This is a genomic window from Nonomuraea sp. NPDC050022, assembly GCF_044460705.1.
Lineage (GTDB): Bacteria > Actinomycetota > Actinomycetes > Streptosporangiales > Streptosporangiaceae > Nonomuraea.
Genome location: NZ_JBITKE010000014.1, coordinates 187454 through 202529, shown reverse-complemented (window position 1 = coordinate 202529; position 15076 = coordinate 187454). Strand labels below are relative to the sequence as shown.

Annotated in this window: 15 protein-coding genes; 10 read left to right on the top strand and 5 right to left on the bottom strand. The window is 71.2% G+C overall.

Translation table 11 applies throughout. From position 1 onward, the window contains the following. Window positions 1–8: 8 nt before the first annotated feature. The gene (locus ACIBO2_RS46660; RefSeq protein ID WP_358537751.1) at window positions 9–1112 is read right to left on the bottom strand and encodes a ring-opening amidohydrolase; all 1104 of its coding nucleotides are present in this window, start codon (window positions 1110–1112) and stop codon (window positions 9–11) included. A gap of 167 nt (window positions 1113–1279) precedes the next feature. On the opposite strand from ACIBO2_RS46660, the gene ACIBO2_RS46655 reads away from it, so the two are divergent. The 3 genes from ACIBO2_RS46655 (at window position 1280) to ACIBO2_RS46645 (ending at window position 4247) form a co-directional block, all read left to right on the top strand. Continuing rightward, on the top strand, window positions 1280–1963 hold the full coding sequence (locus tag ACIBO2_RS46655) for an alpha/beta fold hydrolase (protein ID WP_358537749.1): 684 nt from the start codon (window positions 1280–1282) through the stop codon (window positions 1961–1963). A 16-nt stretch (window positions 1964–1979) separates the two neighbouring features. Next, a complete protein-coding gene (locus tag ACIBO2_RS46650; RefSeq protein ID WP_358537746.1) occupies window positions 1980–3050 on the top strand; it encodes an FUSC family protein in 1071 nt (356 codons plus the stop codon). 81 nt (window positions 3051–3131) lie between these two features. Continuing rightward, complete coding sequence (locus ACIBO2_RS46645; RefSeq protein WP_397304362.1) at window positions 3132–4247, top strand: aromatic acid exporter family protein; 1116 nt, start codon at window positions 3132–3134, stop codon at window positions 4245–4247. A 62-nt stretch (window positions 4248–4309) separates the two neighbouring features. Here ACIBO2_RS46645 and ACIBO2_RS46640 read toward each other — a convergent pair whose 3' ends face one another. The 3 genes from ACIBO2_RS46640 to ACIBO2_RS46630 all read right to left on the bottom strand — a co-directional run bounded on the left by ACIBO2_RS46640 (window position 4310) and on the right by ACIBO2_RS46630 (window position 6714). Then, the gene (locus ACIBO2_RS46640) at window positions 4310–4846 is read right to left on the bottom strand and encodes a carboxymuconolactone decarboxylase family protein (RefSeq protein WP_358537740.1); all 537 of its coding nucleotides are present in this window, start codon (window positions 4844–4846) and stop codon (window positions 4310–4312) included. Window positions 4847–4874: 28 nt separating this feature from the next. After that, the gene (locus tag ACIBO2_RS46635) at window positions 4875–5426 is read right to left on the bottom strand and encodes a peroxiredoxin (RefSeq protein WP_358537738.1); all 552 of its coding nucleotides are present in this window, start codon (window positions 5424–5426) and stop codon (window positions 4875–4877) included. A gap of 121 nt (window positions 5427–5547) precedes the next feature. Further along, a complete protein-coding gene (locus ACIBO2_RS46630) occupies window positions 5548–6714 on the bottom strand; it encodes a pyridoxal phosphate-dependent aminotransferase (RefSeq protein WP_358537736.1) in 1167 nt (388 codons plus the stop codon). Window positions 6715–6768: 54 nt separating this feature from the next. On the opposite strand from ACIBO2_RS46630, the gene ACIBO2_RS46625 reads away from it, so the two are divergent. The 7 genes from ACIBO2_RS46625 to ACIBO2_RS46595 are packed head-to-tail and all read left to right on the top strand — an operon-like array spanning window position 6769 to window position 13543. Further along, the gene (locus ACIBO2_RS46625) at window positions 6769–8487 is read left to right on the top strand and encodes an alpha/beta hydrolase (protein ID WP_358537734.1); all 1719 of its coding nucleotides are present in this window, start codon (window positions 6769–6771) and stop codon (window positions 8485–8487) included. Beyond that, a complete protein-coding gene (locus ACIBO2_RS46620) occupies window positions 8484–9416 on the top strand; it encodes a DUF418 domain-containing protein (protein WP_358537732.1) in 933 nt (310 codons plus the stop codon). Before ACIBO2_RS46625 ends, ACIBO2_RS46620 begins: the two co-directional genes overlap by 4 nt. Continuing rightward, window positions 9376–10167, top strand: a complete 792-nt coding sequence (locus ACIBO2_RS46615; RefSeq protein ID WP_358537730.1) for a carbon-nitrogen hydrolase family protein — start codon at window positions 9376–9378, stop codon at window positions 10165–10167. The genes ACIBO2_RS46620 and ACIBO2_RS46615 overlap by 41 nt, the downstream gene beginning before the upstream one ends. A 9-nt stretch (window positions 10168–10176) precedes the next feature. After that, a complete protein-coding gene (locus ACIBO2_RS46610) occupies window positions 10177–10623 on the top strand; it encodes a hypothetical protein (RefSeq protein WP_357941268.1) in 447 nt (148 codons plus the stop codon). After that, window positions 10620–11015 carry a hypothetical protein gene (locus ACIBO2_RS46605; protein WP_358537728.1) on the top strand — a complete coding sequence of 132 codons (396 nt, stop codon included), beginning with the start codon at window positions 10620–10622 and terminating at the stop codon, window positions 11013–11015. The genes ACIBO2_RS46610 and ACIBO2_RS46605 overlap by 4 nt, the downstream gene beginning before the upstream one ends. Window positions 11016–11048: 33 nt before the next feature. After that, on the top strand, window positions 11049–11546 hold the full coding sequence (locus ACIBO2_RS46600; RefSeq protein ID WP_358437053.1) for a SigE family RNA polymerase sigma factor: 498 nt from the start codon (window positions 11049–11051) through the stop codon (window positions 11544–11546). Further along, a complete protein-coding gene (locus ACIBO2_RS46595) occupies window positions 11543–13543 on the top strand; it encodes a hypothetical protein (protein ID WP_397304361.1) in 2001 nt (666 codons plus the stop codon). Before ACIBO2_RS46600 ends, ACIBO2_RS46595 begins: the two co-directional genes overlap by 4 nt. A 19-nt stretch (window positions 13544–13562) precedes the next feature. Here ACIBO2_RS46595 and ACIBO2_RS46590 read toward each other — a convergent pair whose 3' ends face one another. After that, entirely contained in the window at window positions 13563–15053 is a 1491-nt protein-coding gene (locus ACIBO2_RS46590) for a carboxyl transferase domain-containing protein (RefSeq protein ID WP_358537720.1), read from the bottom strand. Between the last annotated feature and the right edge of the window lie 23 nt (window positions 15054–15076).

Genomic DNA, 15076 nt, shown 5'->3' with positions numbered 1-15076 from the left:
GCCCGAGACTACCCTTCTCCCAGGTCGGCGATGGCGGCGACCGGACCGCCGCCCGACGGGCCCTGATGGACGGCGGCGACCGAGACGAACACCGCCGGATCGCCCGTGACCGCCGCCGCCACTCCCCCCACCGTGGCCTTGATCTGGCGGTGCCAGTGCACGTCGGAGTCGTCGAGCATGATGTTGCGCCGCCCCCGGACCCGGCCGGACGGGTCGGCCTCGCACTTCATGAAGACGTTCACCAGGCGGTCGCCGAGGTCGGTGTGGTGCGGCCGCTCGGGGAGCGCGAGGCCGGAGTCGCGGATCGCGTCCCAGATGCCGTCGGCGTCCAGGGCGTCCCGCATCACGCCGTGGCCGATCCGGTAGCGCCCGCCGATCCCCCGTACGTTGCCCACCAGCACGATCTGCGCCCGGTCCAGTTCGACCCCGGACGAGCACGAGGCCACCGAGGAGTACAGGGACAGGTCCTTGTGGATCTGATCGGCCCGCGGCGGTTCGATCTCGCCGAGGGCGACGGCGATGCCGAGTGCCGTGGTGGAGTTGGACAGGTCCATGGAGGGGCCGGTCTCCTCGATGGCGGTGTCCTGGCCGCGGCTCTTGGCGTCGGTGATGGTGGCCAGGGTGAGCAGGGGCGTCTTGGTCTGCACGTAGTGGACGTCGCGCGGGTCGTCGATGCCCGCGATCTTCATCGCCTCGCGCACCCCGGCCGCGACCTTCTCCACCATCGCCGGGCGGCCGATGTCCTCCGGGAGGATCACGTCGCTCATTGCCACGCCGACCGACACGCGCGGCTCATCCGATCGGGGCGCGCCAGCCGGGTCGGTGGTGGCGAACACGGTGGCGTGCGGGCTGAGCACGCCGTCCGTCCCTCCGGACCACACCAGGGGTACGGTCTCCGGCGCCGGATGCCCCTTGGCCGCCAGCACCTCACGGAAGGCCCGGTCGGCCAGGATCCGGGTGTAGTCGTTCACGCCCCCGTTGCCCTCGGTCTTACCGATCACCGCGAGCACCCGGTGTGCCTCGATCACCCCGTCGTCGATCAGCCGCGCCAGGCCGGAGGCGTCCGTCACGCTCTCGATCGGCACCTTGCGCACTTCTATCGGATCCGGCATCACAACCCCTATTCGACGATTCAGCGATTCGACGGTTCGGCGGCGAACACGCGCGACTCCCAGACCTACCCAGGCGGCACGCAGAACACGCTATCCACCAGCCGAACGGGCTCTCACCGGCAATGTCTGCCCAACGTGGCGGCCGGCCTCGGGGATAGGGTCACCGTGTGATTCGCGAAGCACACGTAAACGGGATCAAGCTCGTCTATCGGGAGGAGGGCGACCCCGCCGCTCCCCCGCTGGTGCTCATCCACGGGCGAACCGCCGACCACAACGACTGGAACGGCATCACCCAGCACTTCGCCGCCCGCCATCACGTCTTCGCCATCGACCTGCGGGGGCACGGCGCCAGCGACTACCCGGGCGCGTACGCGCTGGCCGACATGGCGCGCGACGTCGTCGCGCTGCTGGACGAACTGGGCTTCGAGCGGGCGACGCTGGTGGGGCACTCGCTGGGCGGGGCGGTGGCCTATCTCATGGCCATGACATGGCCCGATCGCGTCGAGCGGCTGGTCCTGGAGGATCCGGCGCCCCCGTACGCGATGAAGAACCGCCCGCCGATCGTGGAGGAGGGCGAGTCCCCCGGCTTCGACTGGCGGATGGTGCACGAGACCGAGCGGCAGTTCCTCGCGCCCGATCCGGCGTGGGCCGAGGGGCTCGCCTCGATCACCGCGCCGACGCTGGTCCTGTCGGGGGCCAGCCATCTCGACGTCGAGGCGGTGGCCGAGCGGATTCCGGGGGCCGAGCTGGTCACGATCGAGGTCGGGCATCTCATCCACGTCTCCGCGCGGGCGGCGTTCCTGCGGGCCGTGGACGAGTTCCTGGCCGATGGAGCGCCGCAAGCTGGGTAGGCGAGGGTTCGTGCAGGTGAAACGGCGGCTGAGCAGGCTGGTCCTGATGGCGCCGACGGTCGGGCAGTGCGCCGTGGCGGCGGCGCTGGCCTGGTTGGTGGCCAAGGACGTCCTTGGGCACCCTCGCCCGTTCTTCGCGCCGATCGCGGTGATCATCTGCATCGGCGTGGGCCTGGGGCAGCGGCGGCGCCGGATGGTCGAGATGGTCGTCGGGGTCAGCCTCGGCGTGGGCGTCGGCGACGTGCTGGTGTCGTGGATCGGCTCGGGTGCCTGGCAGATCGCGCTCGTGGTGGCGCTGGCTATGGCCATGGGCGTGCTCCTGGACAGCGGTTCCCTGATCGTCCTGCAGGCCGGGTCCTCGGCCGTACTCGTCGCCACCCTGCTGCCCCCGTCGGGCGTCGGCGGGGTCAACAGGATGCTCGACGCGCTGGTCGGCGGCGTCATGGGGATCATCGCGATGGCTCTGCTGCCGGCCAGCCCGTTCGCCCTCGTGGCCAGGCAGGCGTCGGGGATGTTCGAGGCGCTGGGCGACGCGCTCCGGCGGATCGCGGAGGCGATCGAGAGGACCGACCCCGGCCTGGCGACCGAGGCGCTGGAGGTCGCGCGGGGGACGCAGGCGAGCGTGGACACCTTCCGGCAGGCGCTGGGGACCAGCTGGGAGATCGCCACCATCTCACCGCTGCACTGGCAGAGCCGCCACCGGCTGGAGGGGTACGAGACGGCCGCCGTACCGCTCGATCACGCGGTCAGGAACGTCAGGGTGCTGGCCAGGCGGGCCGTCGTGGCCCTCGGAGGGCAGAACCCGCCGCCTGCCTGGCTGCCGGTCGCGCTGCGCGACCTGGCCGACGCCACCCAGCTGCTCCGGGAGGAGCTGGCCCTGGGGCACGAGCCGGATCGGGCCCGCGAGGCGATCCTGGCGGTGGCCTCGCGGCAGGTGGCGGATGAGCGGTGGGGGTTCTCGGCCGGGGTGATGGTCGCTCAGTACCGGTCGATCGTGGTGGACCTGCTCCAGGCGAGCGGCGGCGACCGCGAGCAGGCGATGGCCGCCCTCCCGCCCCTGGACGCGGGCGAAGAGGACGTCCCCTGATGCGGTGACCACCGCGGTCCCGACACGCCCGAATACGGGCAATGTGACCTTAATGTCACAAAGATCCGCCAAGGTAGAGGGGTGCGAACGAGGCTCAGCGATCATGTACGGGAACGGCTGAGCGGGTTCGGCCTCATGGCGCCCTCCATCGCGCAGTGCGCGGTCGGCGCGGCGCTCGCCTGGACCGTCGCCATCCAGTTGCTCGACCACCCTCGCCCGTTCTTCGCGCCGATCTCCGTGCTGATCTGCCTCGGCGTGGGCCTCGGGCAGCGGTTGCGCCGGGTGGCCGAGCTCGTGGTCGGGGTCAGCCTCGGCGTCGGAGTCGGCGACCTGCTGGTGTCCTGGATCGGCTCGGGCGCCTGGCAGATCATGCTGGTGGTCGCGCTGGCGATGACCGCCGCGGTGCTGCTGAACAGCGGGGCGCTCTTCGTGGCGCAGGCCGGGTCGTCCGCGGTGCTCGTCGCCGCCCTGGTGCCCGCGGACGGCGCCGGGGGCTGGGACCGGATGGCCGACGCGCTCACCGGCGGCGTCATCGGCATCGCCACGGCGGCGCTGCTTCCGGCCAGCCCCTTCACGATCGCCGCCAAGCACCTGTCGGGCGTGCTCGACGCGCTGTCCACGGTGCTCGAACGGGCCGCGGAGGCGATCGAGAAGCGCGACGTGGACCTGGCCGCCGAGGCGCTGGAGGAGGCGCGCAACACCCAGGCGGCGGTCGCGGAGTTCGAGCGGGCGGTGGAGACCAGCAAGGAGATCACCCTGATCTCGCCGCTGCACTGGCACCGCCGTGGCCGCCTGGCCAGGTACGAGACCGTGGCCGTGCCGGTGGACCTGGCCCTGCGCAACGCCAGGGTGCTGGCCCGCCGGACGCTGGCGGCACTGGGTGAGACGAGCCCGCCGCCGACCTCGCTGGCCGAGGCGATGCGCGAGGTGTCGGAGGCGGCGCTGCTGCTCCAGCTCGAACTGGCGGCCGGCCGCGAGCCCATGCTGGCCCGGCAGGCGCTGCTCGCCGTCGCGGCGCGGGAGCGTCCCGAACGGCTGGGCTTCTCGGCGCACGTCATCATCGCGCAGCTGCGCTCCATCGCCGTGGACCTGCTCCAGGCGACCGGGATGGACCACGAGGAGGCGACGGCGTCGCTGACCCCGCTGGACGCGCCGCAGGTCGAGGACGCGAACGACACCAAGAGCGCCAAGGGCTGAACCGTGGCGGAGGTGGACACCCGGAGAGCCCACCTCCGCCATGGAAGCCCCAAGAGCGGCTGTCAGACCGTGACCAGGGCCGCTTCGGCTTCGAGGGTCGCGGCGGTGGCGTTGATCACGGCGGCCACGCGCAGCGCCTCCTGGATGTGCTCGCGTGGCAGGCCGGAGCCGCGCAGCACCCGCTCGTGCGACTCCAGGCACCGGCCGCAGCCGTTGATCGCGGAGACCGCCAGGCACCACAGCTCGAAGTCGCCCCGGTCCACGCCCGGATCGCCCATGACGGTCATCCTGAGCCGGGCGGGCAGCGTCGCGTACGTCTCGTCGCCGATGAGGTGGGTGGCCCGGTAGTAGACGTTGTTCATCGCCATGATCGACGCGGCGGCCTTGGCGGCGGTGAACGCCTCCGCCGACAGCTTGCCGGCGGCCTCCTCGCAGACCGCGGCGATGACCCGCCCGGATCTGGTGGCCAGCGCGCTCGCCAGCACGGTGCCCCACAGCTGCTGGTCGGTCAGCGGTGAGGTGGTCGTGACCGAGCCCAGGTTGAGCCGGATGTCCTTGGCGTAGCCGGGCAGCGCCGTCTTCAGCTCGTCGATGCTCATGCGCCACCGGGTCCGTAGGTCAGCTCGCTCACTGGGCCAGCAGCATCCGCGCGTCGAGACCGGCCTCGCCCTTGGTCCAGTTGCAGGGGCACAGCTCGTCGGACTGCAGGGCGTCGAGGACGCGCAGGACCTCCTTGACGTTGCGGCCCACGGATCCGGCGGTCACCATCGTGAACTGGATCTCGTTGTGCGGGTCGACGATGAACGTGGCCCGCTGGGCCGTGCCGTCCTCGCCGAGCACCCCGCACGCGCCGCTCAGCTCGCGCTTGACGTCGCTCAGCATCGGGAACGGCAGGTCACGCAGGTCGTCGTGGTGCTTGCGCCAGGCGTGGTGGACGTACGCGGAGTCGACGGAGACGCCGAGCACCCGCGTGTCGCGGTCGGCGAACTCGCCGTTGAGCCGGCCGAACTCGGCGATCTCGGTCGGGCAGACGAAGGTGAAGTCCTTCGGCCAGAAGAACACGACGCGCCACTTGCCCTCGTAGGTCTTGTGGTCGATCTCCGCGAACGCCCGCTCGGGGTCGAGGCCGACGCACGCCGTGAGCGCGTATTCGGGAAAGCGGTCACCGACGGTGAGCACGATTCCGTCTCCTTCGGGGGGTCGGGGCCCAGAGGCGATCCCTGTTTGGGGGCGGCTCCTACCCTAGCCCACCTGCGCTCATTCCTCGCCGTAGCCGAACAACTACACTTCCGAGAGGCCGCTAGGCCGACAGGCGCTTGAGCCGGGTGACCGCCTCGTCGATGACCTCGTCCTTCTTGCAGAACGCGAACCGGACGAAGTGCTTGCCCCGGTCCGGGTGGTCGTAGAAGACCTGCGTCGGGATGGCCACCACGCCCACCAGCTCCGGCAGCCGCCGGGTCAGCTCCAGCCCGTCCTCGAAGCCCAGGGGCCGGATGTCGGTCTGCACGAAGTACGTCCCCGACGGTTTGAGCACCTCGAACCCGGCCGCCGCCAGCCCGTCCATCAGCCGGTCCCGCTTGTGCCCCAGCCCGTCGCACAGCGCCGAGACCCATTCCAGCTCGTTGCGCAGGCCGTAGGCGACCGCGAGCTGCCACGGCGCGCTCGCGGTGAAGGTGAGGAACTGCTTGACCGTCTGCACCGCCGTGATCAGCGGGGCGGGGGCGCAGATCCAGCCCGTCTTCCATCCGGTGACGGAGAACGTCTTGCCCGCGGAGGAGATCATCACCGTGCGTTCGCGCATGCCGGGCAGCGTCGCCAGGGGGATGTGCTCGACGCCGTCGAACGTCAGGTGCTCGTACACCTCGTCGGTGATCGCGGTCAGCCCGGCCTCCTGGCAGAGCTCGGCGATGACCGTCAGCTCGGCGCGGGTGAACACGGTCCCGGTCGGGTTGTGCGGGGAGTTGACGAGGATCGCCCGGGTACGCGGCGTGACGGCGGCGCGTAGTTCGTCCGGGTCGAAGGTGAATCGTCCCTCCACCGGCCGCATGGTCACCGCGACCAGCCGGGCCCCGGCCAGCGAGATGGAGGCGGCGTAGGAGTCGTAGTAGGGCTCGAAGGCGATCACCTCGTCGCCCGCCTCGCACAGCGCCAGCACGCTGGCCGCGATGGCCTCGGTGGCCCCCACGGTCACCAGGATCTCGCCGTCGGCGGCGTAGTCGAGGCCGTAGTGGTCGGCCCGGTGCTCGGAGACGGCCTGCCGCAGCTCAGGGACGCCGGGGCCGGGCGGATACTGGTTGGCGCCGGACACGATGGCCTGCACCGCCCGGTCGAGCATCGCCGCGGGCCCGTCGGTGTCGGGGAATCCCTGCCCAAGGTTGATCGAGCTGGTCTGTACGGCCAGCGCGCTCATCTCCGCGAAAATCGTCGTGCCGAAGGCGCGCATCCGGGATACAAGTGGTTCCGTCACGGCCCCACACTATTAGTCTCCCCTCGATTAATCTCTTCCCGCTAACCTCTTCCCGTGATCATCCGGGTCCTCCTCGCACTCGCCCTCTCCGCGCCGCCCGTCATGGCTCCGGGCGGTGTCGAGAAGAGCGCGTGTCCCGTCGCCACGCCCGACCAGACGACCTGCGGTTTCCTGATCGTCCCCGAACGCAGGGACACGCCGGGCAAGACGATAAAGGTCGGTTACGCCGTGCACGCCTCCACGGCCAAGGATCGTAAGCCCGACCCGGTCGTCTATATGAGCGGCGGCCCGGCTTCGGCGTCGATGCAGCTCACGGGGTTCTTGAGCCAGATGTTCCCCGACCGTGACGTGGTGGCCGTCGAGCAGCGCGGCAGCAAATACTCCCAGCCGACGCTGGGCTGCCCGGAGACGGCCGAGGCGATGCTGGACCGGCTGCGCGAGCCGTCGGCCGACGTCGGCGCCGCCGCGCTGAAGTGCCGGGAGCGGCTCACGCGGCAGGGCGTGGACCTGCGCGGCTACAACACCAAGGAGATCGCCGCCGACGTCGTCGAGCTGCGCAAGGCGCTCGGCTACCCCACCTGGAACCTGTTCGGGGTCAGCTACTCGACCCGGGTCATGATGGACGTGGCCGCCGCCGACCCGGCGGGTGTGCGTTCGGTGGTGCTCGACTCGTACCTGCCGGAGAAGGTCGGCTGGTACGACGACGCCGACCGCAACTTAACCGACACCGTGGCCAAGCTGGGCCTGCGCGAGCCGTTCGAGGCGATGGTGCAGCGGCTGAACGCCCGCCCGGCCCGCGTGCCGACCACGGACCCGCTGCTCGGCACGGGTTTTACCGCCCGGCTGACCGGCGACGACGTCTCGACGATCATGGCGGAGGCGCTGCACGAGGCCGACGTGCTCGCCGTGGCGCCGGCGATGATCGACGCGCTGAGCAAGGGCCACGACGAGCTGCTGCGCCCGCTCGCCGACGCGGTGGGCGACGGGCTGGTCTCCCACGAGTTCGGGCTGTACAACGCGGTGCAGTGCCAGGACGAGTTCCCGTTCAACACATTCGCCACAAAATCCCGACTTTTCACCGTAAACAGCGACAAAGCGGTGTGTGATGCTTGGAAGCTTCCCAAGTCGGCACCCGTCAACGCCACCACGAAGGCCCCGGTGCTCGTGGTGGGCGGCCAGTACGACCCCACGACGCCGACCAGGACCAGCGAGCCCGCCGCCAAGAGCCTGCCCAACGCCCGCTTCGTGGAGTTCGCGGGCACGGGCCACGCGGTGTTCCTGGCCAACGCCTGCGCCCGCCGCCACATCCTGGCCTTCGTGGACACCCCGTCAGGCGGGGCGGCCGCACCCTGCTCGCCTGAGAAGGCGACCGTCTTCCCCCGGCTGAACCCGGGTGACGTACTCGCGACCGGCGCCCCGTACCAGATCTCGCTGTCGCCCTGGCTGGCCGCCCCGTTCGCGCTGTTCGCGCTGGTGTCGCTGATCCAGCTGGTCGCGGGCGCGCTGAAGGGCCGGGCGCTGACCGCCTTCGCCGGACTGGCGGGGACGGCGTTCACGGGGCTGCTCGGCTCGGCGGTGTGGGGCATGCTCAAGGAGAACGAGACCGCGCTGGCCGTCGGCCTGCCCGCCTCGGCCTGGCCGTACACCTGGGTGGCGGTCGGCTCGGCCGTACTGACGCTCGGCGCGCTCGCGCTGCGGCGGGGATGGCCACAGGCGGTGGCCGCGGTCACGGCGGCCGGATTCCTCGTATGGTGGTTCGCCTGGATCCTGTGAGGCGCATCCGAGAGCTCGACGCGCTCCGCGGCTTCGCGGTGGGCGGCATCATGCTGGTCAACACCTGGCAGCACGCCGTGCACGAACCCAAGAACGGCATCGACTGGACCATCGACGCGCTGTTCCAGAGCCGGTTCTACCCGATCTTCTCGCTGCTGTTCGGCATCAGCTTCGTCCTGGTCCTGGAGCGGGCCGGGCGGTGGGTGCTGCTGCGCCGGCTGTTCTGGCTGCTGTGCTTCGGGCTGCTCCAGCGCACGTTCTACAGCGGCGAGGTGCTGACGGCCTACGCGGCCTTCGGGGCGCTGGTGCTGCTGCCCGCCTCGTTCCTGGCCGGCGGCCTGCCCATGATGATCCTCGGGGTGGCCGCGGTCGTGTGGACGGTGTCGGTCGGGGCCGGGCCATATCTCATCCCGGCGCTGTTCCTGCTCGGCATGGCGCTGATGCAGTCGCGCCCGTCCGGGCGGCTGCTGCTGCCGGTCTTCGCGGTCAGCACGCTGGCCTGCGCGCTGCTCACCGCCGCCTGGACCACCAACCACAACTGGACCGTCTACAGCGTGGCCGCGCTCGCCGGGGCCACCGCCTACTCCACCGGCCTGCTGCTGGCCCTGCGCACCCGGTGGTCGGCGCCGCTGTCGGCGGCGCTGGAGCCGCTCGGGCGGATGGCGCTGACCAACTACGTCTCCGGCACGCTGGTGATCGCCCTGGCGGGCCCCCTGCTCAAGACCGATCCCACGCGCTGGTGGGTGCTCGTCATCACCGTGGCGACGCTGGCCGTACAGGTTCCGTTCAGCGCCTGGTGGCTGGCGAGATTCAGGTACGGCCCGCTCGAGTGGATCTGGCGATGCCTGACCTGGTTTCGACGGGTGCCCAACCGGTTAGAGTCGGGCCGTGACCACAATCGCCCTCTGCCAGATCCCGGTGTCTCCTGACCCGTCTGCCAACCTCAAGAGGGTCCGCGAAGCGCTCGCCAAGGCCGAAGGCGCCGACCTGGCGATCTTCCCCGAGGCGACGCTGACCCGCTACGGCAGCCGCATCACCGACCTGGCCGAGCCGCTCGACGGGCCGTTCGTGTCCGGTATGGCGCGGGCGGCCCGCGAGCACGGCCTCGCGGTGATCGCCGGCGTGTTCGAGCCGAGCTCCGGCCGAGTGCACAACACCGCCGTGGCCATCGACGCGCACGGCTCCGTCAAGGCCGCCTACCGGAAGATCCACCTGTTCGACTCCTTCGGCGCGAAGGAATCCGAGCTGGTCGCCCCCGGCGCCGAGCCCACGGTGGTGGAGCTCGCGGGGCTCCGCGTCGGGCTGATCACCTGCTACGACGTCCGCTTCCCCGAGCTGGCCAGAGCGCTGGTCGACCAGGGCGCCGAGCTGTTCGCGGTCATCGCCGCGTGGGGATCGGGCCCGCTCAAGGAGGATCACTGGACCACGCTGGTCCGGGCGCGGGCGCTGGAGAACACGACCTGGACCGCCGCCGTCGGCCAGGCACCCAATCCGGCCGAGTCGAGCGACGGTTTCGGGGTGGGCCGCAGCATGCTGGTCGACCCGCTCGGTGTAGTCCGCGCCGATCTGGGCACCAATCCGGGCATTCAGCTCGTGGAGGTGGATCCAGAAGTGACCGCAGCGGCCAGGACCGCCCTGCCGTGCCTCGAACATCGCGTACTAGGTATCAAGCGATCGTAAAGTAGAACAGTGAGCAGAACGCAGATGCAGAAGGTCGTCCCGCCGCGTCTGCTCGTGCCATACCTATCGGGTAAACGCACGGTCATCTCCGGCTACGTCTACCGGCTTCAGGACTGCGTCCGGCTGACGACCCCCAGACAGCTCTACTACGGACTCGACCTTTCGTTCGAGGGATCGGAGCTGACGGCCGACGTGCCCGAGCTCTATGTCATGCGCTGGTACGCCCGCGACGCCGACACCTACGCCGTTCCGTACGGACCGCATATGGGCGGTGACTGGAGCGACGCGCCGCCGTTCGCCGGAAACGGGTTCACCACCTCGCGCGAGCACGTGGTCCCGCAGTTCCACACCACGCCGATCCCCATCCCCGCGGGGGCGGAGATCGTGCACATCACCCCCGAACAGGAGCGGCCGTTCGCCACCTATGACGGGCTCACCTGGCGGCCCGCCGCATGAGTGACGAGATCACCCCCGTGGCCGCCGGCTTCGTCGCGCGCTTCGCCGAGCGCACGCTGCCCGCCGCGCTCGGCCCCGACAGCGACCAGGTGGTGCTGTTCAGCGAGGAGGAGCTCGACGGATTCGAGCCGGGCTCCGGCTACTGGCGGCGTACGGTCGGCCGCGCCGAGCTCGACTGGCTGGCGCTGATCCGCACGGTCGGTGCGTTCGGCGGCGAGCCGTGCATCGTGCTCGACGAGGACGACGACGGCCTGCACATCGCCTACACCGGCCACAGCGGCATGAAGGCGGAGGCGCTCGGCTACTGGATGGTCGACCACGGCGCCTACGAGGTCGTGGTGCCCCGTGAGGAGGTCTTCTCGATCCGCGTCGAACGGATTCCCGTCCCCTAGTCAACCGACGCCCGTCTTGGGTGTCTCTGTACTGTGATCGACTCCTCCACCATGGCGCAGCCGTCATTCGCCGAGCTGTTCGCCGCCCACTACCACCCCCTGGTACGGCTGGCGGGCCTGCTCGGCGCCGACGACCCGGAGGACATCGCCCAGGAGGCGTTCTCCCGGCTGCACATCAGACGGCTGCGCGACGACGGGGCGGCCGTGTCGTACCTGCGCACGATCGTCTGCAACCTCACCCGCAACCGCCTGCGCCACCTCAGGCTGGTCCGGCTGCGCCGCCCCGATCCTCCCGAGCATGAACGCAGCAGCGAGCACGCGGTGATCGTCGCCGAGGAGCACCGCGAACTGCTCGCGGCACTCGACCGCCTCCCGCGCAGGCAGCGCGAAGCCCTCGTCCTGCGCTACTGGCTCGACCTGTCCGAACGCGAGATCGCCGACGTCATGGGCGTCTCGGCGGGTTCGGTCAAGACCCACGCCAGCAGGGCCCTGGCCGCTCTGGGCAAGGCGCTGAAGGAGGAGGACCAGTGAGCGACCTCGAAGCACGCCTGCGGGCGGCACTCGAAGCCCGTGCCCAGACCTACGAGGCCGATCCGAACGCCTGGCTCAAGGTCCAGCGCCGCACTCCCCCGCCGGTGCCGCGCGGGCGGTGGCTGCTCGCCGCCCTGCCCATCGCGCTGCTGGCCATCTTCGTCCCCATCCTGCTCAACGGGGGTCTGGGCCGCAACAGCGCGAGCGATCCCGACGAGGTCTACAAGCAGCTCATGGAGGGCAAGACGGCGGCCGGGGAGCAGGTGGTGGTGGACGATCCGGCGCGGGGCCAGCCGCTGCGTCTGTGGTTCGCCCGGGACCCGCTCGGCGTCCCCGAAGTGTGCTTCGTCGCCGTCCCGGCGGACGGCGATCCGTACGGCTCGTGCCACGACCTGCGCGTGGCCGAGATCTTTGAACGCAGCGGCATGTACGAGGGCTCCACCCGCGCCGACACCCCGTCCGCCTACGTGGACTACGGCGTGGCCGACAACGACGTGGCGAAGGTCACGGCCGTGCTGGCGGACGGCCGGCGCGTCGACGCGACCGTGCACCGTTCCGAGGGCGCCCCGATGGTCATCTGGACGCTGGCCCTGTCGGCCGGGGACAAGGTGTCCACGGTCGAGTTCACCGACGCGCGCGGCAGGCGAGGCTCGGACACCTCGCCCAGGCGCCTCGCCGGCGAGAGCAGCAGGCACACACCGATCGGCCAGCCCATGCGGCTGCCCGGCGAGGTCATGGTGCGCCCCTACGACGACAAGGTCCAGGGCCGCAGTGTGGTCTGGTTCCGCGGTACCAAGGAGCTCGGCTGGGTCAACCTCGACCTGAAGGATCCGATGACGGCCAAGGCCCCCATGATCCATTCCGAGGACGGACTCATCTACACCGCCACGAAGCGGGACACCGTCAAGATCCAGATAGCGCTCGGCTCCGACGCCCCGCTCACCATGCAGGGCATCCCCGATCCGTGGAACCTCGACCGCAACCTGTTCACCCTCGCGCACCTGCCACCCCTCGACTGGTCTCTCGGCGGCTGGTGGGCGGGCTACGACGCCGCGGGCAAGCAGCTCTGGCGTGAGGACAGGCCACGCCGCACCTCGTCGCCGAACTCGAACTTCAAGCGGATCGGCGAGCCCATCACCGTCCCCGGAACCGACGACTTCAGCAAGGGACCGGTACGGCTCTCGTTCGGCAAGTACCCCTACGAGGACGGCCTGCAGCTGTGCGCCACCGGTGGCACCGGCGCCGACGGCGGGGAGCAGATCGGTTGCGCCCGGGTGCGGCCCGAACCGCCGTCCGACAGCCTCTCCAGTGGCCGGGTGGAGACCTACCTGCCGCTGCCGGGCAGCGTCGTCGCCTTCGGCGCGGCCGAGGACGACTGGCTGTCGATCGACGCGGTGCTGGAGGACGGACGTCGCCTGCCCGCCACCCTGACGCGCGGCAAGGACCTGCCCGCGCCCGTGTGGTGGGTCAGGTACCCGCGCGACGCGAAAGTGCGCGCCTTCGCGTACAAGGTGCGAGGCAAGCAAATCGAACAGGTCGACCTGACGCGGCGCGGCTGGTGCTGGGAGGACAAGAAGCCCCTCGATGCCGGTCACGTCTTCCCCAGCGGGCTCACCGCCAACCTGCACGACGGCCCGTGCGTCAAGTGGTGGAAGGACGGCAAGGAACAGCCCGGCTCCTTCCAGCCCGCCCCAGGTGGGAAGCTGAGCGACATGATCGCCGCCCCGGAGCTCCCCCTGCAATGGTCAGGGAACCGGCAGGAGTGGTACGGCTTCACCGTGCCCGGCACGGCCAAGGTCGAGGTCACGCTCAAGGGCGGCGGGCGCCTCACCGCGAGCACGGTGCCCGACCCCTGGAACCAGGGCGTGCTGCTGTTCGCCGGGCCGGTGCCCAAGGCGGTCGGCAATCAGGGGCTGTTCTGGTCGGGCATGCGGTTCACCGGCTTCGCCGCCGATGGACACGTGCTGTGGACGTACGAGCCGAAGGAGCCGCGCTAAGCGGTAACGGCCCGCCAGGCTAGCCGCCCAGGTTGCGGTAGCGGGCCTGGCGGGCCGCTCGACGGTCCGCCGGGCTGCGCGCCAGCAGCCCGGCGATCTCGTACTCCAGCGCCCGTCCCACCCGCTCGCAGAAGGCGCGCGGCTCGTACGCGGCATCGGGCACCTCCGGGATCACCCGGTCGACGATCCCGTCACGCCGCAGGTCGGTGGCCCGCACCCGCTGCTGCTGAGCGATCTCCGGCGCGAAGTCCACACTGCGATAGAGGATCGCCGAGGCGCCCTCCGGCGGCAGCGGCGACAGCCACGCGTGCTGCGCGCACAGCACCCGGTCGGCGGGCAGCAAGGCCAGCGCCGCGCCGCCCGCGCCCTCACCGAGCAGCAGGCACACCGTCGGCGCGTCGAGCATGACCAGGTCGGCCAGGCAGCGGGCGATCTCCGCGGCCAGCCCGCCCTCCTCGGCCGCCTTCGACAGCGCCGCACCCGCCGTGTCGATCACGGTGACCAGGGGCAACCCCAGCTCGGCGGCCAGCCGCATGCCGCGCCTGGCCATCCGCAGCCCGCCGGGGCCGAGCGGCGAGCTGGGCCGCGCCCGGCGCCGGTCCTGGCCGAGCACGACGGCCGGCGCGCTGCCGAACCGCGCCAGCGCCAGCAGCAGGCCCGGCTCGTTCTCGCCCGCGCCGTTGCCGGTGAGCGGGGTCACGTCGGTGGCGGCCAGCTTGAGCAGCGTGCGCGCGCCGGGACGGTCGTCGCGGCGCGAGCGGGTGATCGCCTCCCACGCCTCCACCGGCCGCAGGTCCTCCTCGGGCGGCTCGCCGGCGACCAGCCCGCTACGTTCGGCGCACAGCACCGACAGCGCCCTGATCGCCACCTCCCGCGCGTCGTCGGCCGACACCACCGCGTCGACCAGCCCGTGCTCGTGCAGGTTCTCCGCCACCTGTACGCCTTCGGGGAACGGATAACCGTGCAACGACTCGAACACCCGCGGCCCCAGGAACCCGATCAGCGCCCCCGGCTCCGCGGCCGTGACATGCCCGAGCGAGCCCCACGACGCGAACACCCCGCCGGTCGTCGGATGCCGCAAATACACCACGAACGGCAGGCCCGCCCCGCGATGCGCCTGCACCGCGGCGGTGATCTTCACCATCTGCACGAACGCGAGCGCGCCCTCCTGCATCCTGGTGCCGCCCGAGGCGGGCGCGGCCAGCAGCGGCAGCCGCTCACGGGTGGCCCGCTCGGCCGCGGCGACGACCCGCTCGGCCGCCGCCACCCCGATCGACCCGGCCATGAACGAGAACTCGGAGACCACCACGGCCACCCGCCGCCCGTCGAGCAGGCCCTCGCCGGTGACGACGGACTCGTCATAGCCGGACTTGGCGCGGGCCGCGGCCAGCTCGTCGGCATAGGAGGAGCCCGGCGCCACCGGATCGGCGGGCGGCGCGTCCCACGACTTCCACGATCCGGCGTCGAGGACCGTTTCGATCAGTGTGCGCGCGTCCGGACGGCTCACCATGGCTCCCTACTAACCGGCGATGT